The sequence below is a fragment of the Paenibacillus flagellatus genome (genome assembly GCF_003217775.1).
GTDB classification, from domain to species: Bacteria; Bacillota; Bacilli; order Paenibacillales; family NBRC-103111; genus Paenibacillus_AB; species Paenibacillus_AB flagellatus.
Window position 1 is genome coordinate 249,880 of the sequence record NZ_QJVJ01000004.1, and the last position, 17,849, is coordinate 267,728.

20 protein-coding genes are annotated in these 17,849 nt (G+C 62.6%); 6 read left to right on the forward strand and 14 right to left on the reverse strand.

Annotated features, from left to right (window positions below; genetic code table 11):
* The first annotated feature begins 64 nt into the window (after nt 1-64).
* The 3 genes from DLM86_RS10790 to DLM86_RS10800 are packed head-to-tail and all read left to right on the forward strand — an operon-like array spanning nt 65 to nt 3,219.
* Nucleotides 65-1,210, forward strand: a complete 1,146-nt coding sequence (locus tag DLM86_RS10790; protein WP_110840014.1) for a COG1470 family protein — start codon at nt 65-67, stop codon at nt 1,208-1,210.
* Between the two features lie 3 nt (nt 1,211-1,213).
* The gene (locus DLM86_RS10795) at nt 1,214-2,161 is read left to right on the forward strand and encodes an ABC transporter ATP-binding protein (RefSeq protein ID WP_110840015.1); all 948 of its coding nucleotides are present in this window, start codon (nt 1,214-1,216) and stop codon (nt 2,159-2,161) included.
* Nucleotides 2,158-3,219 (forward strand): ABC transporter permease, encoded by a 1,062-nt coding sequence (locus DLM86_RS10800; RefSeq protein WP_110840016.1) that lies wholly within the window; start codon nt 2,158-2,160, stop codon nt 3,217-3,219. The genes DLM86_RS10795 and DLM86_RS10800 overlap by 4 nt, the downstream gene beginning before the upstream one ends.
* Nucleotides 3,220-3,295: 76 nt before the next feature.
* On the opposite strand, the gene fur is transcribed toward DLM86_RS10800, so the two are convergent.
* The 4 genes from fur to DLM86_RS10820 form a co-directional block, all read right to left on the reverse strand.
* Nucleotides 3,296-3,760 carry a ferric iron uptake transcriptional regulator gene (gene fur, locus DLM86_RS10805; protein WP_110840017.1) on the reverse strand — a complete coding sequence of 155 codons (465 nt, stop codon included), beginning with the start codon at nt 3,758-3,760 and terminating at the stop codon, nt 3,296-3,298.
* 175 nt (nt 3,761-3,935) lie between these two features.
* Nucleotides 3,936-4,577: a stage II sporulation protein M gene (gene spoIIM, locus DLM86_RS10810; protein ID WP_110840018.1), complete on the reverse strand. Its 642-nt coding sequence runs from the start codon at nt 4,575-4,577 to the stop codon at nt 3,936-3,938.
* 97 nt (nt 4,578-4,674) lie between these two features.
* Entirely contained in the window at nt 4,675-5,859 is a 1,185-nt protein-coding gene (locus DLM86_RS10815; RefSeq protein WP_110840019.1) for an endonuclease Q family protein, read from the reverse strand.
* Nucleotides 5,856-6,413, reverse strand: coding sequence for an NUDIX hydrolase (locus DLM86_RS10820; protein ID WP_110840020.1), 558 nt, complete (start codon nt 6,411-6,413; stop codon nt 5,856-5,858). The genes DLM86_RS10815 and DLM86_RS10820 overlap by 4 nt, the downstream gene beginning before the upstream one ends.
* A gap of 125 nt (nt 6,414-6,538) precedes the next feature.
* Between DLM86_RS10820 and mciZ the strand changes: the two genes are divergently transcribed.
* Nucleotides 6,539-6,769, forward strand: coding sequence for a Z-ring formation inhibitor MciZ (mciZ, locus tag DLM86_RS33185; protein WP_110840021.1), 231 nt, complete (start codon nt 6,539-6,541; stop codon nt 6,767-6,769).
* On the opposite strand, the gene DLM86_RS10830 is transcribed toward mciZ, so the two are convergent.
* Both DLM86_RS10830 and DLM86_RS10835 read right to left on the reverse strand, forming a co-directional pair.
* A complete protein-coding gene (locus DLM86_RS10830) occupies nt 6,669-7,787 on the reverse strand; it encodes a DUF3866 family protein (protein WP_110840022.1) in 1,119 nt (372 codons plus the stop codon). The two genes, mciZ and DLM86_RS10830, sit on opposite strands and share 101 nt — an antisense overlap.
* A 209-nt stretch (nt 7,788-7,996) precedes the next feature.
* Nucleotides 7,997-9,136 (reverse strand): M20/M25/M40 family metallo-hydrolase, encoded by a 1,140-nt coding sequence (locus DLM86_RS10835; protein ID WP_110840023.1) that lies wholly within the window; start codon nt 9,134-9,136, stop codon nt 7,997-7,999.
* A gap of 100 nt (nt 9,137-9,236) precedes the next feature.
* Here DLM86_RS10835 and prli42 point away from each other — a divergent pair, with 100 nt between their 5' ends.
* Complete coding sequence (gene prli42, locus DLM86_RS10840) at nt 9,237-9,335, forward strand: stressosome-associated protein Prli42 (protein ID WP_110840024.1); 99 nt, start codon at nt 9,237-9,239, stop codon at nt 9,333-9,335.
* Nucleotides 9,336-9,366: 31 nt separating this feature from the next.
* Here the strand turns inward: prli42 and DLM86_RS10845 are convergent, their stop codons facing one another.
* The 4 genes from DLM86_RS10845 to lpdA all read right to left on the reverse strand — a co-directional run bounded on the left by DLM86_RS10845 (nt 9,367) and on the right by lpdA (nt 14,391).
* Nucleotides 9,367-10,692 (reverse strand): dihydrolipoamide acetyltransferase family protein, encoded by a 1,326-nt coding sequence (locus DLM86_RS10845; protein WP_110840025.1) that lies wholly within the window; start codon nt 10,690-10,692, stop codon nt 9,367-9,369.
* A 65-nt stretch (nt 10,693-10,757) separates the two neighbouring features.
* Complete coding sequence (locus DLM86_RS10850; protein ID WP_110840026.1) at nt 10,758-11,741, reverse strand: alpha-ketoacid dehydrogenase subunit beta; 984 nt, start codon at nt 11,739-11,741, stop codon at nt 10,758-10,760.
* A gap of 3 nt (nt 11,742-11,744) precedes the next feature.
* The gene (locus tag DLM86_RS10855) at nt 11,745-12,755 is read right to left on the reverse strand and encodes a thiamine pyrophosphate-dependent dehydrogenase E1 component subunit alpha (protein WP_110840027.1); all 1,011 of its coding nucleotides are present in this window, start codon (nt 12,753-12,755) and stop codon (nt 11,745-11,747) included.
* 214 nt (nt 12,756-12,969) lie between these two features.
* The gene (gene lpdA, locus DLM86_RS10860; RefSeq protein ID WP_110840028.1) at nt 12,970-14,391 is read right to left on the reverse strand and encodes a dihydrolipoyl dehydrogenase; all 1,422 of its coding nucleotides are present in this window, start codon (nt 14,389-14,391) and stop codon (nt 12,970-12,972) included.
* Nucleotides 14,392-14,510: 119 nt separating this feature from the next.
* Here lpdA and DLM86_RS10865 point away from each other — a divergent pair, with 119 nt between their 5' ends.
* Nucleotides 14,511-14,780, forward strand: coding sequence for a DUF2627 domain-containing protein (locus DLM86_RS10865; RefSeq protein WP_110840029.1), 270 nt, complete (start codon nt 14,511-14,513; stop codon nt 14,778-14,780).
* A 3-nt stretch (nt 14,781-14,783) separates the two neighbouring features.
* Here DLM86_RS10865 and DLM86_RS10870 read toward each other — a convergent pair whose 3' ends face one another.
* From DLM86_RS10870 to DLM86_RS10885, 4 genes are all read right to left on the reverse strand, one after another.
* Nucleotides 14,784-15,617, reverse strand: coding sequence for a hypothetical protein (locus DLM86_RS10870; RefSeq protein ID WP_110840030.1), 834 nt, complete (start codon nt 15,615-15,617; stop codon nt 14,784-14,786).
* Complete coding sequence (locus DLM86_RS10875; protein ID WP_110840031.1) at nt 15,614-16,318, reverse strand: glycosyltransferase family 2 protein; 705 nt, start codon at nt 16,316-16,318, stop codon at nt 15,614-15,616. The genes DLM86_RS10870 and DLM86_RS10875 overlap by 4 nt, the downstream gene beginning before the upstream one ends.
* The gene (steA, locus tag DLM86_RS10880) at nt 16,315-17,385 is read right to left on the reverse strand and encodes a putative cytokinetic ring protein SteA (RefSeq protein ID WP_146250196.1); all 1,071 of its coding nucleotides are present in this window, start codon (nt 17,383-17,385) and stop codon (nt 16,315-16,317) included. Before steA ends, DLM86_RS10875 begins: the two co-directional genes overlap by 4 nt.
* A 162-nt stretch (nt 17,386-17,547) precedes the next feature.
* Complete coding sequence (locus tag DLM86_RS10885; RefSeq protein ID WP_110840033.1) at nt 17,548-17,718, reverse strand: aspartyl-phosphate phosphatase Spo0E family protein; 171 nt, start codon at nt 17,716-17,718, stop codon at nt 17,548-17,550.
* Nucleotides 17,719-17,849: the final 131 nt, after the last annotated feature.

The window sequence follows — 17,849 nt, forward strand, 5'->3', positions numbered from 1 at the left end:
CGTAAATCCGCCGCCGCCTTTGCCGCGTATACGGATTGAACCAAACAAAACGGGAGGGGTTCTTGTGAAACGGACTTGGGCTTTCGTGACCGCGCTGCTGTGCCTGCTGATCGGACTGACGGCGGCTCCGACGGCCTCGGCGGCGGGCGGACTATCGCTGTACACGCCGTACGTCAGCATGTCGGTACAGCCGGGAGAGACGATCAATTACGGCATCGATGTCATCAACGATTCGGACGCCATCCAGACGGCGGACTTGTCCGTCCAAAGCGCGCCGGACGGATGGGAATACGAGCTGACCGCGGGCGGCCGCAAAATTCAACGGCTGTCGGTGAAGTCGAAGGAGAGCCAGAAGGTCGACCTGCGGATCGTCGTGCCTTTGAAGGTGGAAAAAGGAGCTTATTCGTTCCGGGTCGATGCGGCCGGAGCGGCCTCGCTGCCGCTCGTCGTCAACGTGACCGAGCAAGGGACGTACCGGACGGAGCTGGAGACGAAGCAGCCGAATATGGAGGGCAATACCGATTCCACGTTTACGTACAGCACGACATTGAAAAACCGGACGGCGTCGAAGCAGCTGTATGCCTTGAAGGCCGAGGCGCCGGAAGGCTGGAACGTCCAGTTTACGGTCGATTCGAAAAACGTAACCTCGGTCAACGTCGAGCCGAACGCGCAGCAGGACATCAGCGTGACGGTTCGGCCGCCGACCCAAATCAAGGCCGATACGTACAAAATCGCCGTCACCGCATCCGGAAGCGAAACTTCGGCGAAAACGGAGCTGGAGGCGGTCGTCAAAGGCACCTTCGACATGGAGCTGTCCACCTCCGACGGCAATCTGCAAGCCGACGTGACGGCCGGCGGCAGCCGAAACGTTACGCTCAAGGTGACGAACAAGGGGTCCTCCGCGCTGAACGACGTGACGTTATCCGCCTCCGCGCCGGTCAATTGGAAGGTCGATTTCAACCCGCCGAAAATTCCGGTGCTCGAGCCGGGACAATCCGCTGACGTGCAAGCGACGATCAAGGCCGACAAAAAAGCGATTGCCGGCGATTACGTCGTCCGGCTCACCTCGTCCTCGCCGTCCAAGTCGGCCGACGCGCAGCTTCGCATGACGGTGGAAACGTCCGTGCTGTGGGGCTGGATCGGGGTGCTGATCATCGCGGCCGTCGTCGCCGGAGTCTACTCGCTGTTCCGCCGCTACGGGAGGCGATAACCGATGGGCGAACCGATCATCGAGCTTCGTCAGCTGACGAAAAAATACGGGGAATTTACGGCCGTCGACAAGCTGACGCTGACGATCGAAAGAGGGGAGATATTCGGCTTGCTCGGTCCGAACGGCGCCGGCAAATCGACGACGATCCTGATGATGCTCGGGCTCGCCGAGCCGACGATGGGGATCGTCAAGGTGTGCGGGGTCGATCCGACGCGGCATCCGCTTCTCGTGAAGCGGAAAGTCGGCTATTTGCCGGACGACGTCGGCTTTTACGAGGACCGTTCCGGACTGGACAATTTGATCTATTCGGCCATGCTCAACCGGATTCCCCGCGAGGAAGCGCGGGAGCGGGCGCTCCGTCTGCTGGAGCGCGTCGGTCTCGCCGATGCCGCGAACAAAAAGACGGGCGCCTATTCCCGGGGGATGCGCCAACGGCTCGGACTGGCGGACGTCCTGATCAAGCGGCCGGAGATGATCGTGCTGGACGAACCGACGCTGGGCATCGATCCGGAAGGGGTGCGGGAGCTGCTGCAGCTGATCCGCTCGCTCAGCCGCGACGAGGGCATCACGGTGCTGCTGTCGTCGCACCATCTGCATCAGGTGCAGCAAATATGCGATCGGGTCGGGCTGTTCGTCAAAGGAAAGCTGATCGCCGTCGGCGATATCCCGACGCTGTCCCGGGAGCTGTTCGAGGAGGAGCTGATCGTCGTCGAGGCGGTCGTCCGCTCCGCCTCGGAGCGGCTTTCGTCGAAGCTCGGCGGCGTGGACGGCGTGCTCCGCGTCCAGAAGGAAACCGGCGGCGAATGGCGCATCGGCTGCTCCCGGGACGTGTCCGCGGAGCTCGCGCGCGCCATCGTGGAGGACGGAGCGGCGCTGCAGCGGCTGTCGATCCGCGAATACGGGCTGGACGAAATTTACCACCGCTATTTTGAAGGAGGGGAGTCGCGATGAACCGTTCGCTGCGCCATCCGACGCAATGGCTGCCTGCGCTCGCTTCCGGCCTCCGCCGGGTCGTTCGACCGGGCGGCGCGGAACGGAACGGGACGGCGCCGTCCAAGGTCGCCGTTCCGAACCCGTTCTGGGTCATCGTGCACAAGGAAATCGGCGATCACGTCCGCAGCTGGCGATATTCGCTGCTGCTCGGCCTCATGGCGCTCACCTGCATCGCATCGGTGTATACCGCTTCGCTCGGCATGAAGGACGCCATTTCGACCGAGGAGGAGGTGCGGTCGTTCTTTTTCCTGAAGCTGTACACGGCGTCCAGCAGCGGCATTCCGCCGTTCATGACGTTCGTCTCCTTCCTGGGGCCGCTCATCGGTATCGGACTCGGGTTCGACGCCGTCAACGCCGAGCGCAACAAGGGGACGCTCAGCCGGATGCTCGCCCAGCCGATCCACCGCGACGACTTGATCAACGCCAAGTTCGCCGCCTCGTTCATCGTGGTCGCCGTCCTGTTCTTCGCCTTGGGCTTCCTGGTCGCGGGCTTCGGCATCGTCGTGCTGGGCGTGCCTCCGACGCCCGAGGAGTTTTGGCGGATGGTCGGGTTTTTGCTGCTCAGCACCGTATACGTCGGCTTCTGGCTCAACCTGTCCATCCTGTTCTCGGTCCGGTTCCGCCAGGCCGCCACGTCCGCGCTGTCCGCCATATCGGTCTGGATTTTCTTCCTCGTCTTCTACGGCATGATCATCGATCTGGTCGCGAACGCCCTGCTGTCCGATAGCGCCGACCCGGAGTCGCTGATGCGCGATCAGGGGCTGCTTCTATTGCTGTCGCGCTTGTCGCCGAGCCAGCTGTTCGGCGAAGCGACGACGACGCTGCTCGTCCCGTCGGTGCGATCGCTCGGTCCGCTGACGATGGAACAGATCGTCGGCGCGATCCCGAGCCCGCTGCCGCTCGGGCAAAGCCTGCTGCTCGTCTGGCCGCAGCTGACCGGCCTGATCGCCGCCACCGTCGTCACGTTCGCGATTTCGTACGCATTGTTCATGAGACAAGAAATTCGTTCTCGCTGATCGGCGAACAGCCCAAAAAATCCCCGGAGGACGGTCGTTCCGTCCTGCCGGGGATTCGTTCGATCAGCGATCAGCTTCAAGCTTCCGAAGCGTCGGTTTTCTCCTTGTCCTTGCACCGGTGGCAAATGCCTTGAAAATCGAGCCGGTGGTCGAGCACCTTGAAGTTGTATTCCCGCTCCAGCCTCTCTTCCAGCGGAGTGAGCCAATCCTCCATGATTTCGTCGACCGCGCCGCATTGGACGCAGATGAGATGGTGATGGTGATGGTGGTTGCTGTCGTTGCGCAAGTCGTAGCGGGCGACGCCGTCGCCGAAATTCATCTTCTCCACGACGTGCAGCTCGCTCAGCAGCTCGAGCGTCCGATATACGGTAGCGAGCCCGATTTCGGGCGCTTTATCTTTCACGAGCATGAAGACGTCTTCCGCGCTCAGATGGTCCTCTTCGTTCTCCAACAAGACGCGCACGGTCGCTTCGCGCTGGGGTGTGAGCTTGTAGCCCTGGGATTGCAGTTGCTGCTTGATTTTCTCGATACGCGCTTCCATGTTCCTCCCCCTCCTGAGCGCATTGCCGCGAAACCGCCGACTGTCGGGCAACGGATGATGCCGACCGCGCGAAATCGCCGCCATTCTCATTATAGGGGGAGCCCGCTTGCAAAGTCAAACCTTTTAGAATCATTCTAAAAGGTCCCCGAAAAGGGACGCGATGCCCGCCTCCCGTTCATCCGCCCGTGACGGCCAGCATCGGGGCGACCCATTTGATCATGACCGGAGACAAGTACGCCTCGAACAGCGCCACCGCGAACAGAAGCGCCGCCATGCACAGCGAGAGCGACGTATAGCGCATGAAGGTCGGGTACAGCGCGCCGCGCTTTTGCATGAACCGGTTTTTGATCACGTATAGGGAAAAGGCGCACGCCGCCACGCTGCACATGACGAGCGCCGGAATGACGATCAAGTTTTGCGGGGCGATCGAGACGAAGGCGAACAGCATCCCTTTCCACGAGAGCTGCCCGACCAGGTAGCCGACCGAGAAGCCGACCAGCACGCCCTTCAAGAAATCCAGCAAAAAGATGAACGGAAGCCCGATAACGGACAAGCCGAGCACCCAGATGAGCCCGACCCATTTCAAGTGAAGCGAGAACGAGTCCCAAAACGTCGTCTTCCCGCCGAACGATTCGCCCTGGTTGACGATTTGGATAAAGCTGTTGACGTGTCTCGCCATCTCCTGCTTCTGTCCGGGCGACAGCGCCCCGACCATCAGCGCGCCGAAGACGACGCCCATGACGAACAGCACGGAGACGAACAAGTAGAGCGGCAAATGCTCCTTCATATACTGACGCATCCGGTAGTTCCCATTCATTGCGGCTTCCTCCCCTTGTCCAACTCGTTCCCATTATATGAACGGGGCAAGGAAGCTATGACTCCCGTCTAGCAAAAAGAGAGTCGCGCGATTCGCCTCATAGAGAAGGCGCGCGCGACACTTTCCCGTACCGGCCCCCTCCACCCGTCTCGAGGGAGAGGCTTCCGTCGCGGGCTTGTACGATATAGCGGGCGATATCCTCGCCGGCCGCCTCGGCCAGCTCGGCAGCAGGCACGCGGTGGAGGATGTTCATCTCGGTGCCGAACCGTTCGAGCAGAGCGGCCAGCTTTTTTTTGCCGAGGCCGGGGATGAACTCGAGCGGCACCTGAAACCGATACGGCGGGTGGCGGTCCGCCACCTCCGGCGTCTCCCGGTCGGCGATCGCCCGAATCCGGTCCATGACGCCGCGCACGATTTTGACGCTGCCGCAGTACAAGCACCGCTCGATCGTCGTCTCCGTCTCGTCCAATATCGATTCGCAGGAGTCGCAGTACGTGCGATGGTATTTCCCGAGCCGCGGGTTCAAGCCGTAGTTCGCCGCCACCCGCCTCCCGTCCCGTCGAGCGAGCGCAAGCCGCAGCTCTTCGAACGAAGGGGCCGCCATCTTCATCACATTGTATTCCCGGCCGATTTTGCCGAGCGAATGCGCGTCCGAGTTCGTGACGAACGAATACCGGTCCAGCTCCGACAAGCAGCTCGCCATCTCCGTGTCGGCGGACAGTCCGAGCTCGACCGCGGCGATTTTGTCCGGATCGAGCATGTTGGCGAGCCGGGTCGTGCCGCTCCCGAAGACGCTCTTGTACGGGGTGAAAATATGGGCCGGGATGAGAAGGCCGCCCCGTCCGTACACTTCGTCCTGGAGCTCGCGCGCCGGCACGTACAGCCGCTGGGAGCTGAGCTCCACATTTTTCATATGGCGCTTCATCCACCCGGTAAACTTCTTCATCTCCGCGAGCGTCGGCAAATACGCGAGCAAATGGGCGGCGCCCATGCCCGGGTCCTTCACCTCGATCTCGCTGCCGAGCAGGACGGTCGTCCGGTGGTAGCGGATGCCTCCGCCTTCGAGCTCCTCCATCTCCCCTTTGTCCAAATATGCGTCGATCTCGTCCTGGACGGCCGGGGAATGGCTGTCGATGATGCCGATAACTTCGATCCCTTTGCGCTCCGACGCTTCCTTCGCGATGTTGAAAAACGTCAGGTCGCGGCTTCCGCTTATTTTGACCGGCGCTCCTTTCTCGGTGCGGCCGATATGAATGTGCAGGTCGACGAAGTAGTCGTTCATGGCGCGTACGAGCCCGTCAGCCGGAACAATTGCCATGCGTATACGGCGGCGATCGTCTTCGCGTCGCGGATCCGTCCTTCCGCGATATACCGCTTCGCCGTCTCGAGCGTAATGGCTTCACAGTCGAGAAACTCGTCCTCGTCCGGGTTCGCGCTCCCTTCCGTCAGCCCTTCGGCCACGTACAAATGAAGAATTTCATCGGCGAAGCCCGGCGACGTATAGAACGAGCAGACGAGCTTCACGCCCTCGCACCGGTAGCCCGTCTCCTCCTCCAGCTCCCGCTTCGCCGCTTCCGCCGTATCCTCGCCCGGCTCGAGCTTGCCCGCCGGAATTTCGACCTGGCTGCGGCCGAGCGCCTTGCGGTACTGCTCGACGACGATCATCCGGTCGTCGCGGATCGCGAGCACGCCGACCGCGCCGGGATGCTTCACCACTTCCCGCGTCGCCGTCTCGCCGTTCGGCAGCCGTACGGTGTCCACCTGAAGCGAGATCACTTTCCCCTGAAAGATCGGTTCCGTACGGACCGTCGGTTCTTCGTACTTGTCGTTCGCCATTCTCCATCCCTCCGTATCTCTATGCATTCCGTTTCGTCATTCGTTAGTCGTCATAGCTTGTCCATGGTGCGCATACGTTGATAGTATAACAGACTTTCAATCGGAAGATGAGGACGGGATGAACGATGAAAAGCTACGTATCGGACAAGCATATCCGGATGGTCGGAAAAAGCTGGGAAATCCGCGAGCAGCTGCGCAAACTGTCGGCCGCGCACGACGGCGGGCGCGCCGAGCTGGCGGCGCTGCTGCCCAAGCTCATCGGCGCTCCCGCAAAAGCGACAGGGCATGCTGCGCCGCCGCGCACACGGCCGCAAAAAACGCCGGATCGTCGCGTAATCCCCTTCCCATCGTCGTAATCGGCACCGGATACGACCGCATGCGCTTCTCCGCCTCTTCCGGCGTCACGCCCGGCACGGAGACGAGCTCGTGGCGCTTCGCGACTCCGGACGCCTCAAGCTGGCGCTCCAGCTGCAGCCGCTGCCGCTCGTCCGGCCACTCGGGCAGCGGTACGATCGCGCGCGCCAGCGTCAACGTCCCGAGCGTCTCCAGCAGATGGTGGCTGATGCCGCGATGGCGTTCCCGCGCGTCCGCGAAGCTGATCCGCGGCATGACGATCGGGACGCCGCCGAGCGCGGCGACCGCGTGAATCAAGTCCGCCGTCTCCGTGCCGGTATGGCCGAACGGCGTCCCCGTTCCGACGATGCCGGGCCCCATGACCGCGATCGTCACGTCCGCCCGCTGGACGTGCTTCGCGGCAAGCAGCGCCGTATACCGGTTAACCGTCTCCAGCTCGCCTCCGTACGCGTGTCCGCACGTAATCGTGCCGTCGAGCCAGCCGAGCGACTTCAATTCCGCGGCGTGACGGCTGAGCGCAAGCGGCAGCGCCCCGCCGTCCGTCATGACGTACGATACGCGCGGACGCTCCGACGCAGACGGCTCCCCGAACATCCAGGCGAGCGCGATCGGCAGCATGCTGTGCAGCTCTCCGATCAGCACCGGCATCCGCTCGATCGTCCTGGCCCGGGCCATGACGCCATGGTGCGGACTGGCCGGCTCCTCCGCCGCCAACACGGCGCGCTGCAGCGGCGTATACCGCAGCTTCATGATATGGCCGCCGTGATCGGGAAGCGACTCGCCCCCTTCATCGGTGTCGCCGAACGCGTCATAGACGAAATGCGCTCCGCCGCTGCCGAGCGATAGCTCCGCCGCCGTCGCGTTCATCCGGACGCGGTCTCCCGGCCGAAGCGGCCGCATCGTGTCGGTATACCGGATCGCCCGGGACGTCGTCCCGCTTTCGTCCGCCACGTCGACGACCTGCACCGTCCCGCGAACCTCGACGATGCCGACGACCGTTCCCGTCTTCCATCGGATCATGGCGCACCTCCGCAAGCTTTTTCGGCTATCTTCCCCTACTTATGCTTATTCACCTTGTTTAAGCCAAAAACCATCCCTTTGCAAACGGGTAGGCCGGGGAAGCGACCTCTATGCCGCGACGATTGCCTCATTCCGCTTCCATTCGGCCGCTGCGATAAAATCCGCCTAACGCAAAAACGCCCGAACCGGGCGTTTTGCATGCGATCGCTTTAGGAAGCGGCGCTTTCCTTGATGATCGCCACGACGAGCTCCGCCGCCGCCACCAGCTCGGCGATCGGCATTTGCTCCTCGGTCGTATGAATTTTTTCATAGCCGACGGCGAGGTTGACCGTCGGGATGCCCATGCCGTTGAACATGTTGGCGTCGCTGCCGCCGCCGGTATGAAACGTCGACGGCTTGCGACCGATCGATTCGATCGCCTTCATGGCCAGCTTCACGACGGGGGCGGTTTCGTCGTATTTATACGCCGGGTAGATGACCTCGCTGATGAACTCCACCTTCGCGCCCATCTCCTCCGCGGCCGATTCGCACGCCTGCTTCATCGCCGCGAGCTGGCGGTCGAGCTTTTCCTGCACGAGGCTTCTCGCCTCCGCCGCGATATCGACCCGCTCGCAGACGATGTTCGTCGCGCCGCCGCCGGCGAAGCTGCCGATGTTGGCCGTCGTCTCGAAATCGATCCGGCCGAGCGGCATGCGCGAAATCGCCTTGCTTGCCACCTGGATGGCGCTCACGCCGTCCTCGGGGTTGACGCCGGCATGCGCCGATCGCCCTTTGAACGTAATTTGGATGCGCGCCTGCGTCGGCGCCGCGACGGCGATTTCCCCGACGCTGCCGCTCGAGTCGATCGCGTAGCCGTAGGCGGCCTCGAGCCGGTCCGGGCGGTTTTTGGCCATCGCCCGCGAGCCGAGCAGACCGGACTCTTCGCCGGTCGTAATGACGAACTGCAGCTTCCCGTGCGGGATCGACTGTTCCTTCAACACCTTGATCGCTTCGATCAAAGCGGCCACGCCCGCCTTGTCGTCGCTGCCCAATATCGTCGTGCCGTCGCTGCGGATGTAGCCGTCGTCGTCAATGCGCGGCTTGATCCCTTTGCCCGGCGTCACCGTATCCATATGGCACGTGAACAGAACGGCGGGAAGGTGCGTCTTGTCCGGCGTCGCCTCCAAGGTGAAGATCAGGTTGCCCGAGCCGTGTCCCGTAACGGACGCGGTATCGTCCTCGAATACGTCCAAGCCGAGCTCCGCGAACAGCCGCTTCAGCTCCTTGCTGATTTCCTGCTCATGGCGGGTTTCGCTGTCGATCCGGACCAACTGCATGAACTGCTCGATCAACCGTTCTCGTTGGATCATCTAACTTTCCTCCCGGCCGTGAATTAAGGTACAATACAAGTATGTCCCGCTATCGTAATTAACGTTCCCGTTAACCTTCATTTGCGAGGAGTGAATCGTTTTGTTCAGTAAAAGATTCGTCAAAGTCATGGTCTATCTCATGCTGTTCGCCATGGTGTCGTCCGTCGTGCTGTATGCCGTCGGCATGATCATGGGCTGATGCGCCAAGACCGGCCGTCCCGATGCGGGGATCAGTACAGCTTCGTGTCGAGCGAATAGCTCTCCAAGTTTTCCTTCACGCGCTGGAGGAACCGTCCGCAAATGACGCCGTCGAGAATGCGGTGGTCGAGCGACAAGCAAATGTTCGCCATCGAGCGGACGGCGATCATGTCGTGAATGACGACCGGACGCTTCACGATCGATTCGAACGTCAAGTTGACCGCTTGCGGATAGTTGATAATCGGGTACGACAAAATCGACCCGAACGATCCGGTATTGTTCACCGTTATCGTGCCGCCCTGCACGTCGTCGAGCCTCAGCTTGCCGGAACGCGCCTTGCGCGACAATTCGTCGATCTCGCGTGCGAGACCGGCGATATTTTTTTGGTCGGCTTTCTTGATGACCGGCGTAATGACGGAGTCTTCGGTGCCGACGGACAGCGAAATGTTGATGTCCCGCTTGACGATGATTTTGTCGACCGCCCATACCGAGTTCATGATCGGGTAATCCTTGATCGCGTTGACGACCGCTTTCAGGACGAACGCCAAGTACGTCAGGTTGATGCCTTCCTTCTTCATGAACTCGTCCTTGATCTTGTTGCGCAGGACGACCAGGTTCGTCACGTCCACCTCGATCATCGTCCAAGCGTGCGGAATTTCCGCCACGCTCTGGCGCATCCGCGTCGCGATCGTGTTGCGGATCGGGGTGACGTCGATAATATATTCGCCGCGGCCGTCGTCGATGCGGCTCTCCACTTCGATTTTCGGCGTAGGCGGCTCTTCGGACAAGTGCAGTCCGGTCGAGCGGACGGGCAGCTTCGGCGCTTCCGCCGCAATCGGGGCGGATTCCGCCGCACCCGGTCTAGCCGCCGGAGACGGTCCCTCCTCCAAGTAGCGGAGGACGTCTTTGCGCGTAATGCGTCCGCCCATGCCGGTGCCGGTCAGCGACTGCAGCGGAACGCCGTGCTCGGCCGCCAGCTGCTGAACCGCCGGCGAATATCGGCCGCGCATCGACGTATCGTCCGCCCCCGCCGCCGGCCGGACGGCGGCGCCCGGCGGCGAGACGCTCTCGGCGGCCGGCTCGGCCGCCTCGCTCCCGCTTCCCGCTTCCGCGATCAGGGCGACGGCCGTTCCGACCGCCACCGTCTCGCCTTCGTCGACGAGCAGCCGGAGCAGCGTCCCTTCCACCGTCGACGGCAGCTCCGCATTCACTTTCTCCGTAATCAGCTCGCAGATCGGCTCGTACTGCTCGACGTAATCGCCGGGCTTCTTGAGCCATTTCGCGATCGTCGCCGAGACGAGCGATTCCGCCAGCTGGGGAATGACGATTTCGGTCCCTTGCGCCTTCGTTTCTTTCATCTCAAAGCCAACCTCCCGGGAAAACGCGCCCTTGACGCGCCTGATCCGACTATTGCTACCGCTTCTCAATACAGCGCGAGGTTCCTCATCGCTTCTTTCACTTTATCCTTGTTCAGCATATAGTGCTTCTCGAGCACGGGGCTGATCGGCATCGCCGGCACGTCCGGGCTGCACAGCCGCATGATCGGCGCGTCGAGCTGATAGAGCAGTTCCTCGGCGATAATCGCGGACACCTCCGCGCCGACCCCGCCCGTCTTGTTGTCTTCGTGGACGACGAGCACTTTGCCCGTCTTGGCGGCGGCCGCCAAAATCGCTTCCTTGTCGAGCGGCTGGATCGAGCGCAAGTCGAGCACGAGGGCGCTGATCCCTTCCTTCGCCAGCTCCGTCGCCGCTTCCAGCGCGAAATGGACGGTCAGGCCGTACGTTATGACGGTAATGTCGGAGCCGTCGCGCTTCACGTCGGCTTTGCCGATCGGCACCGTGTAATCGCCCTCGGGCACTTCGCCCTCGGCGAGCTGGTAACATTTTTTGTGCTCGAAGAACAAAACCGGGTCGGGGTCGCGAATCGCCGCCTTGAGCAGCCCTTTCGCATCGTAGGGCGTCGACGGGAAGACGATTTTGAGTCCCGGCGTGCCGAAAAAGATCGATTCCGTGCATTGCGAATGATACAAGCCGCCGAAAATGCCGCCCCCGATCGGCGCACGGATCACGACCGGACACGTCCAATCGTTGTTGGAGCGGTACCGGATTTTCGCCGCTTCGCTGATGATCTGGTTCGTCGCGGGCAGCATGAAGTCGGCGTATTGCATTTCCGCGATCGGACGCATGCCGTACATGGCCGCCCCGATGGCGACGCCGGCGATGGCCGACTCGGCGAGAGGCGTATCCATGACGCGCTGCTCGCCGAACTTCTCGATCATCCCTTTCGTCGCCCCGAATACGCCGCCTTTATAGCCGACGTCCTCGCCGAGCACGAATACGTTGTCGTCGCGGGACATCTCCTCCTGCATCGCATCGCGGATCGCGGTCAAATAATTGACGACCGGCATCGGTTACACCCCTTCCTCTTCGGCATAGACGTGCCGGTACAAGTCGTCCGGCTGCGGGAACGGCGCTTTGTCCCCGAATTCGGTCGCTTCCTTGATTTCCGCGGTGACGCTGGCGACGAGCGCCTCGTCCTGCTCCTCGCTCCAGATGCCGCTTTCGATCAAGTACGATTTGAAGCGCGGAATCGCATCCTTGCCCCGGTGCAGGTCGATCTCTTCCTTCGTCCGGTAGGCGAGGTCGTTGTCGGACGTCGAGTGCGGCGACAGCCGGTACGTGACCGCCTCGACCAGCGTCGGCCCTTCGCCGCGGATGGCGCGCTCGCGCGCTTCCTTGACGACGCGGAACACTTCCAGCACGTCGTTGCCGTCGACCTTCACGCCCGGGAAGCCGTATCCGATGGCACGCTCGGCGATGGAGCCGGCGACCTGACGGTGGATCGGCACCGATATCGCGTATTGATTGTTCTCGCACATGAAAATAACCGGGAGCTTATGCACGCCCGCGAAGTTGCAGCCTTCGTGGAAGTCGCCCTGGTTGCTCGAGCCGTCGCCGAACGAGACGAACGCGGCGAGCGGCTCGCCCTTCATCCTCGCGGCGAGCGCGACGCCGACGGCATGCGGCACCTGCGTCGTGACCGGCGAAGATCCGGTGACGATGCGCAGCTTGCGGTGGGAAAAATGCCCGGGCATTTGCCGTCCGCCGCTGTTCGGGTCTCCAGCCTTGGCGAACAGCGACAGCATCAGCTCCCTCGGCGTCATGCCGACGGACAGGACGAACCCGTAGTCGCGGTAGTAGGGCAAAAAGTAATCGCGATCCCGATCGAGCGCGAACGCCGCGCCGACTTGGGCCGCCTCCTGTCCGATTCCGGAAACGTGAAAGTTGATTTTGCCGGCCCGCTGCAGCAGCAGCGCGCGTTCGTCATACTTTCTAGCGAGCAGCATGAACCTGTACATGTCGAGCGCTTGCTGATCGGATAGGCCAAGTTGCTTGTGCTTCGTCAATTGACCGATGGACATTGGGGCTTCAGCCTCCTGGTCGGCCGAACGTGTGGCGGGCGCCTGGCGCCCACGCTCGCCGTATATTTGGAATTGCCGTCCGCTGCCGACGCGGCAACGCTATAAGGCCGTCGATGGTTTTATTACCTGGTCCTAAGAGTTGACCTTATAACTATATTATAATCGCTTTTCCGGTCGATTACAATTTCGTTCCGCCTCTATCCGAAAAACGCCGTTACATCCCGATCGACAGCCCGTCCACCGCCAGCATCGCCTCGCCGAGCGCCTCCGACAGCGTCGGGTGCGGATGGACGACGCTGCCGACCTCCCACGGCGTCGCGTCGAGCAGCTGGGCGAGCGCCGCCTCCGCGATCAGGTCGGTCGCATGCGGGCCGATCAGATGAACGCCTAGCAGGTCGTTCGTCTTCGCGTCGGCGACGACTTTGACGAACCCGTCGTTTTCGCCGAAAACGAGCGCCTTGCCGAGCGGCTTGAACGGAAACTTCGCCGTCTTCGTCTCGAAGCCCCGCTCCTTCGCCTGCGCCTCGGTCCAGCCGACCGACGCGACCTCCGGCCGCGTATAGATGCAGCGCGGTATCCGGTGCGCCGGATGCGATAGCGGCGTCTTGCCCGCGGCGTGCTCGGCCGCGGCGATCCCTTCGTGTCCGGCGGCATGGGCGAGCTGAAGTCCGCCGTTCACGTCGCCGACGGCGTAAATATGCGGCTCGGTCGTCTGCAGGAAGCCGTTCACCTTGATGACGCCGTTTTCGACGCGGACGTCCGTATTTTCCAAGCCGATGCCGTCTACGTTGGCGACGCGGCCGACCGAGACGAGCATCGTCTCCGCAGCCAGCGACTCCGATCCTTTCGCCGTCTCGACCGTCATCGCGACGCCGTCCGCCCCGGAGACGACCGAATCCGTCACCAGCTTGGCACCCGTCAGGACGCGAATGCCGCGCTTCTTGAACAGTCTCTCCAGCTCCCGGGAGACGTCTTCGTCCTCCGTCGGGATGAGCCGGCGTTCCGCCTCGACGATCGTCACGTCCGCCCCGAATTCGTGCAGCATCGTCGCCCATTCGACGCCGATGACGCCTCCGCCTACGATGACGATCGACGCGGGAACGCTCTCCATCGCGAGCGCGTCGTCGCTCGTCATGATCCGCTTGCCGTCCGGCTCCAAGCCCGGCAGCGTGCGCGGGCGCGAGCCGGTGGCGATGACGAGCTGGTTCGGCACGAGCGTCTCGGTTTCGCCGTCCTCCAGCTCGACCGCGACCGAGCCGCTCCTCGGGGAGAAGATCGACGGCCCGATGATGCGTCCGTTCCCCCGCACGACCTCGATGTTATGCTTGCTCATCAAGTAGTGCAGCCCTTTGTGAAGCTGCTCCACGATATCCGTCTTGCGGGCTTGCGCCTTCGCCAAATCGAACGTAACCGGCCCGGCGATGACGCCGAAATCGTCGGCGCGCTTCATCGTCGCGTACACTTCCGCGCTGCGCAGCAGCGCCTTGCTCGGGATGCAGCCTTTGTGCAGGCACGTGCCTCCGAGCTTGTCCCGCTCGACGATCGCCACCGACTTGCCGAGCTGCGCCGCGCGGATCGCCGCGGAATAGCCGCCGATGCCGCCGCCGAGCACGACGAGGTCGAATGGTTTGGACATGGATCAGTTCCTCCCGTCTTGAGATGAATGCCTCTATTGTACCAAAAGCGAAATAGACATCAAATACAATTCGGGATAAGATAGAGAAAGACGATCAACCTAGCAAAGCGAGGATTTCCATGAAGGACAAGTTTCAGCGCTTCGTCGCCATCCTGCTGCTCGTCATTCCGGGCATCGCCGCCACGTACGGCTTCCTCGCCATGAAGGACGCCTGGTTCGCGCAGTTCGGACCGGAGGACGAAAACCCGCATATTTTATGGGGCAAGCTGCTCGTAGGCCTCGTCCTGTTCGCGGCCGGCGTCGCCTTTATCGGCGGCTGGATTTTTTTCCGGGACCGCAAGCGCAACTACGTCGCACCCCGTTTTCGGGCAAAAAAAAGACGGCCCTAGGCGCTATGCGCGGCCGAGCCGATCGAACCATCGAAGCCATTTGTGCCGCTCGATCCACGCCGTTATCGAGCCGGTCTCGGCCGTCCGGTGCATGGCGGCAAGGACGATCAACGCCCCCGTCTGCAGCCACCACGGCGCCGCGCCGGCGATCGAGCAGCCCAGCGAGAAGCCGAGCAGATTGGCGCCGCTGTCCCCGAGCATATGCTTCCCTTTCAGATCGCCGCCGAACAAAGCCGCTCCTCCGGCGGCGCCCGGCAGCAGCCAGACGCTGCGGCTCCACGCCGGATCGGCGATCGCGAGCAGCGCCGCCCCCGCATAAAACATTTTCCACGCCCGCCCCGGACGAACGTCGAGCAGGTTGAGCGCATTCGCCGACAAGACGATGGTCGCCCAGTCGACCGCCGCCTCCCACCAAACGGTCCCGCCGCGAACGATCCAAAGCGCCGCCAAGCCGACGCCGGCCGCCTTCAGCGCCCCCGTCGACAGCGTTCCCGTCTCGCGGAAGCTTCTCCAATGACCGCCGAACCCTTTCACCGACCGATCGCCGATCAAGTCGTCCGTCCATCCGACGGCGAATACGAGCATATACGCGGCCATCTCCGTTTCGACGCTTCGGAGTGTATCCGCCGAGACGAGCCCGATCGCGTGCAGAGCGGCGGCCGAGCCGTACAACGACGCCGCCAATACCGCCAATAGCGCCCCGGTGCCGGTCGGGATGACGTCCCCCGCATAATTCGTCGACGTCAGCCGGTGCCGGAGCAAAAACCGGATCGTCGCCGGAAGGGCCATCCGTCCGATCGCGGCAAGCGCCGCCAGCAGCGCCAGCCGCTCCGTCACGGCGCCGTCCTCCTCAGCCGGGACAGCATCGTCCGGCCGATGGCGAGCAGCTGTCCGCCGCGATGCACGAAGCCGCGCACCGTCCTGCCGGTCTCCCGATGGCTGAGCGGCAGCGGCACCTCCGCGATGCGGAATCCCATCCGGGCGGCGTCGATCGTCATGCCGACTTCGATGCCGAACCCTTCCGGCAGCCGGTTCATTCGCCCGAGCAGCTCGCTTCGGATCGCCCGTTGGCCCGACAGCGGCGCTTCGAGCCGCAATCCGGTCAGCCGGTAAATGCCTCCGCGGGCGAACGTTTTGACGAGCCCGAATCCGCCGTTCGCCGCCGGCGCCGAAAACCGGGCGATCGTCATGTCGGCTTCCCCGCTCCGGATCGGGTCGAGCAGTCCGGCCAAATAAACGGCCGAGTGCTCCAAGTCCGCATCGGCGAACAGGACGACGTCGCCCTTCGCCCGGCTCCATCCGGTGCGCATCGCCGCGCCTTTACCCATTCGCCGGTCGTGCTCGACGACAACGGTCGCCCACGGCGCCGCTTCCTCCGCCGTCCGGTCATCGCTGCCGTCGTCGACGACGATCAGCTCGCTCCACAGCGGCGCCCCGCCCGCATCCGCGCGAATGCGGTGCAGCGCTTCGAGCGTCGCGCCGATCGAGCGCTCTTCATTCCATGCCGGGACGACGATCGATACGGACAGTCCGCTCATCCTCCTCTTCCTCCTTCCGCAACGTTCGCCCTTTCCGGCACCCGATGCAGCAGCCGCTTCCTCGGCTGCAGCCATAACCCCGCTCCGCGCGCGTCCACCAGCTTGTCCCCGAGCAGCATCCGCACGAGCAGGGTGCTGGCCATTCCGCCGCGGCCTTTCTCCATGAAATCGATCGGGTGGACGTGCCCCCCGACGATTACGATCCGTTCGGCGTGATGCCCGTATGCGATCCGCATCGCCGCATCCTCGCTCGTCCCCGGCACCGCCACGGCATCGGCGTATAAGCCGAGCTCGGCGATCCGATCCATGCCGGGTGCCCGGCCGTCGGCGTATGCGTGTACGAGCAGCTGCGCCCCGCACCGGAGCGCCTCGTCCGACACGCTGTCCATATCGCCGATAATGACGTCGGGACGCAACCCTTGCTCCAGCAGCGCGTCGGCCCCGCCGTCGACGCCGAACAGGACCGGACGGGCTTCGGCGATATAATCGCGGAGCGCCGCCAAATCGTCCTTGTAGCCTCTCCCCCGCGATACGATCAGCACGGGCCGGTGCTTGACCGGCTTGCGCAGCTCCGGCATCGCGACGGGGGCGAGCAGGGACGCGAGCTCCCGTTCGGCGAATTTGATCGTATTGTGCGCAAAGTCGAATAGCGCGTCCGGGTAGTTCCGTTCGGCCGCCGACAAGCGGTCGGCCATCCGCTCGTATGTAAATGCCGCGCAAGGTATTACGATATGCCGGCCGACAAGAAGCCCGTCCCGGATCGAGACGACGGTTCCGTCGGGAATCGTTTCGAAATGGGCGTCGGCAATCTCGTAAATCGGCACGCCGGCGCGCAGCAAGCACATCGGGCCGTCATGCGGAAACGATCCCGTCAGCGTTTTCGCCGCATTGACGACGGCTTTCGCGCCGGCCTGCAGCAATCCTTCCGCGGCCGCATCGTCCAAATCCTCGTGGCGAATCAAGGCGATTTCGCCCGGCTGCAGCGACCGGAGCAGTCTTTTCGTATTGACGTCCGAGCGTACCGTTCCTTCGATCGCGACCGCGGCCATAACGGATGTTGCTCCCATAAACGGTCCCCCCGCATCGTTGATGGATTGTTCCATTTCCTATAGTCTGGTCAACTTGCTTCCCTCCCATGCGGACAACGCGAAAAACCCTCCGCATGCCGATGCGGAGGGTTTTTCCGGCAAACCGATGATCCGGCGATAAACTTGTATATGTACGCTTGCTTATTTGAGATCCAGCTGCAGCTTAATGAACTGTACCAAAAACTCGTCGAGCTGCTGGCTCATCTCAAGCACCGAATCGTCGGCGAACGTTCCTTTTTCCATCGCCAGCGCCACCAAATCGCAACGTAGCTGCTCGATCGCTTCCGCTTCCTCCAACAATACCGCGTTCATTCGATTTCATTCCTCTTTCCTTCCTAGGCTTTATCATAAGATACATTATAATACGATCGTTTCGTCGGTGTTTGTCACTTCTTGTCACGATCCGATCAATATTTTGTGAACATCGGACAAGATCGTTCATC

Bases quoted from the DNA above. Each gene is read 5' to 3' on its own strand.
- DLM86_RS10795 (WP_110840015.1), top strand. From the start codon at position 1,214: ATGGGCGAACCGATCATCGAGCTTCGTCAGCTGACGAAAAAATACGGG.
- DLM86_RS10800 (WP_110840016.1), top strand. From the start codon at position 2,158: ATGAACCGTTCGCTGCGCCATCCGACGCAATGGCTGCCTGCGCTCGCT.
- fur (WP_110840017.1), bottom strand. From the start codon at position 3,760: ATGGAAGCGCGTATCGAGAAAATCAAGCAGCAACTGCAATCCCAGGGC.
- spoIIM (WP_110840018.1), bottom strand. From the start codon at position 4,577: ATGAATGGGAACTACCGGATGCGTCAGTATATGAAGGAGCATTTGCCG.
- DLM86_RS10815 (WP_110840019.1), bottom strand. From the start codon at position 5,859: ATGAACGACTACTTCGTCGACCTGCACATTCATATCGGCCGCACCGAG.
- DLM86_RS10820 (WP_110840020.1), bottom strand. From the start codon at position 6,413: ATGGCGAACGACAAGTACGAAGAACCGACGGTCCGTACGGAACCGATC.
- mciZ (WP_110840021.1), top strand. From the start codon at position 6,539: ATGAAAAGCTACGTATCGGACAAGCATATCCGGATGGTCGGAAAAAGC.
- DLM86_RS10830 (WP_110840022.1), bottom strand. From the start codon at position 7,787: ATGATCCGATGGAAGACGGGAACGGTCGTCGGCATCGTCGAGGTTCGC.
- DLM86_RS10835 (WP_110840023.1), bottom strand. From the start codon at position 9,136: ATGATCCAACGAGAACGGTTGATCGAGCAGTTCATGCAGTTGGTCCGG.
- DLM86_RS10845 (WP_110840025.1), bottom strand. From the start codon at position 10,692: ATGAAAGAAACGAAGGCGCAAGGGACCGAAATCGTCATTCCCCAGCTG.
- DLM86_RS10850 (WP_110840026.1), bottom strand. From the start codon at position 11,741: ATGCCGGTCGTCAATTATTTGACCGCGATCCGCGATGCGATGCAGGAG.
- DLM86_RS10855 (WP_110840027.1), bottom strand. From the start codon at position 12,755: ATGTCCATCGGTCAATTGACGAAGCACAAGCAACTTGGCCTATCCGAT.
- lpdA (WP_110840028.1), bottom strand. From the start codon at position 14,391: ATGTCCAAACCATTCGACCTCGTCGTGCTCGGCGGCGGCATCGGCGGC.
- DLM86_RS10865 (WP_110840029.1), top strand. From the start codon at position 14,511: ATGAAGGACAAGTTTCAGCGCTTCGTCGCCATCCTGCTGCTCGTCATT.
- DLM86_RS10875 (WP_110840031.1), bottom strand. From the start codon at position 16,318: ATGAGCGGACTGTCCGTATCGATCGTCGTCCCGGCATGGAATGAAGAG.
- steA (WP_146250196.1), bottom strand. From the start codon at position 17,385: ATGGGAGCAACATCCGTTATGGCCGCGGTCGCGATCGAAGGAACGGTA.
- DLM86_RS10885 (WP_110840033.1), bottom strand. From the start codon at position 17,718: ATGAACGCGGTATTGTTGGAGGAAGCGGAAGCGATCGAGCAGCTACGT.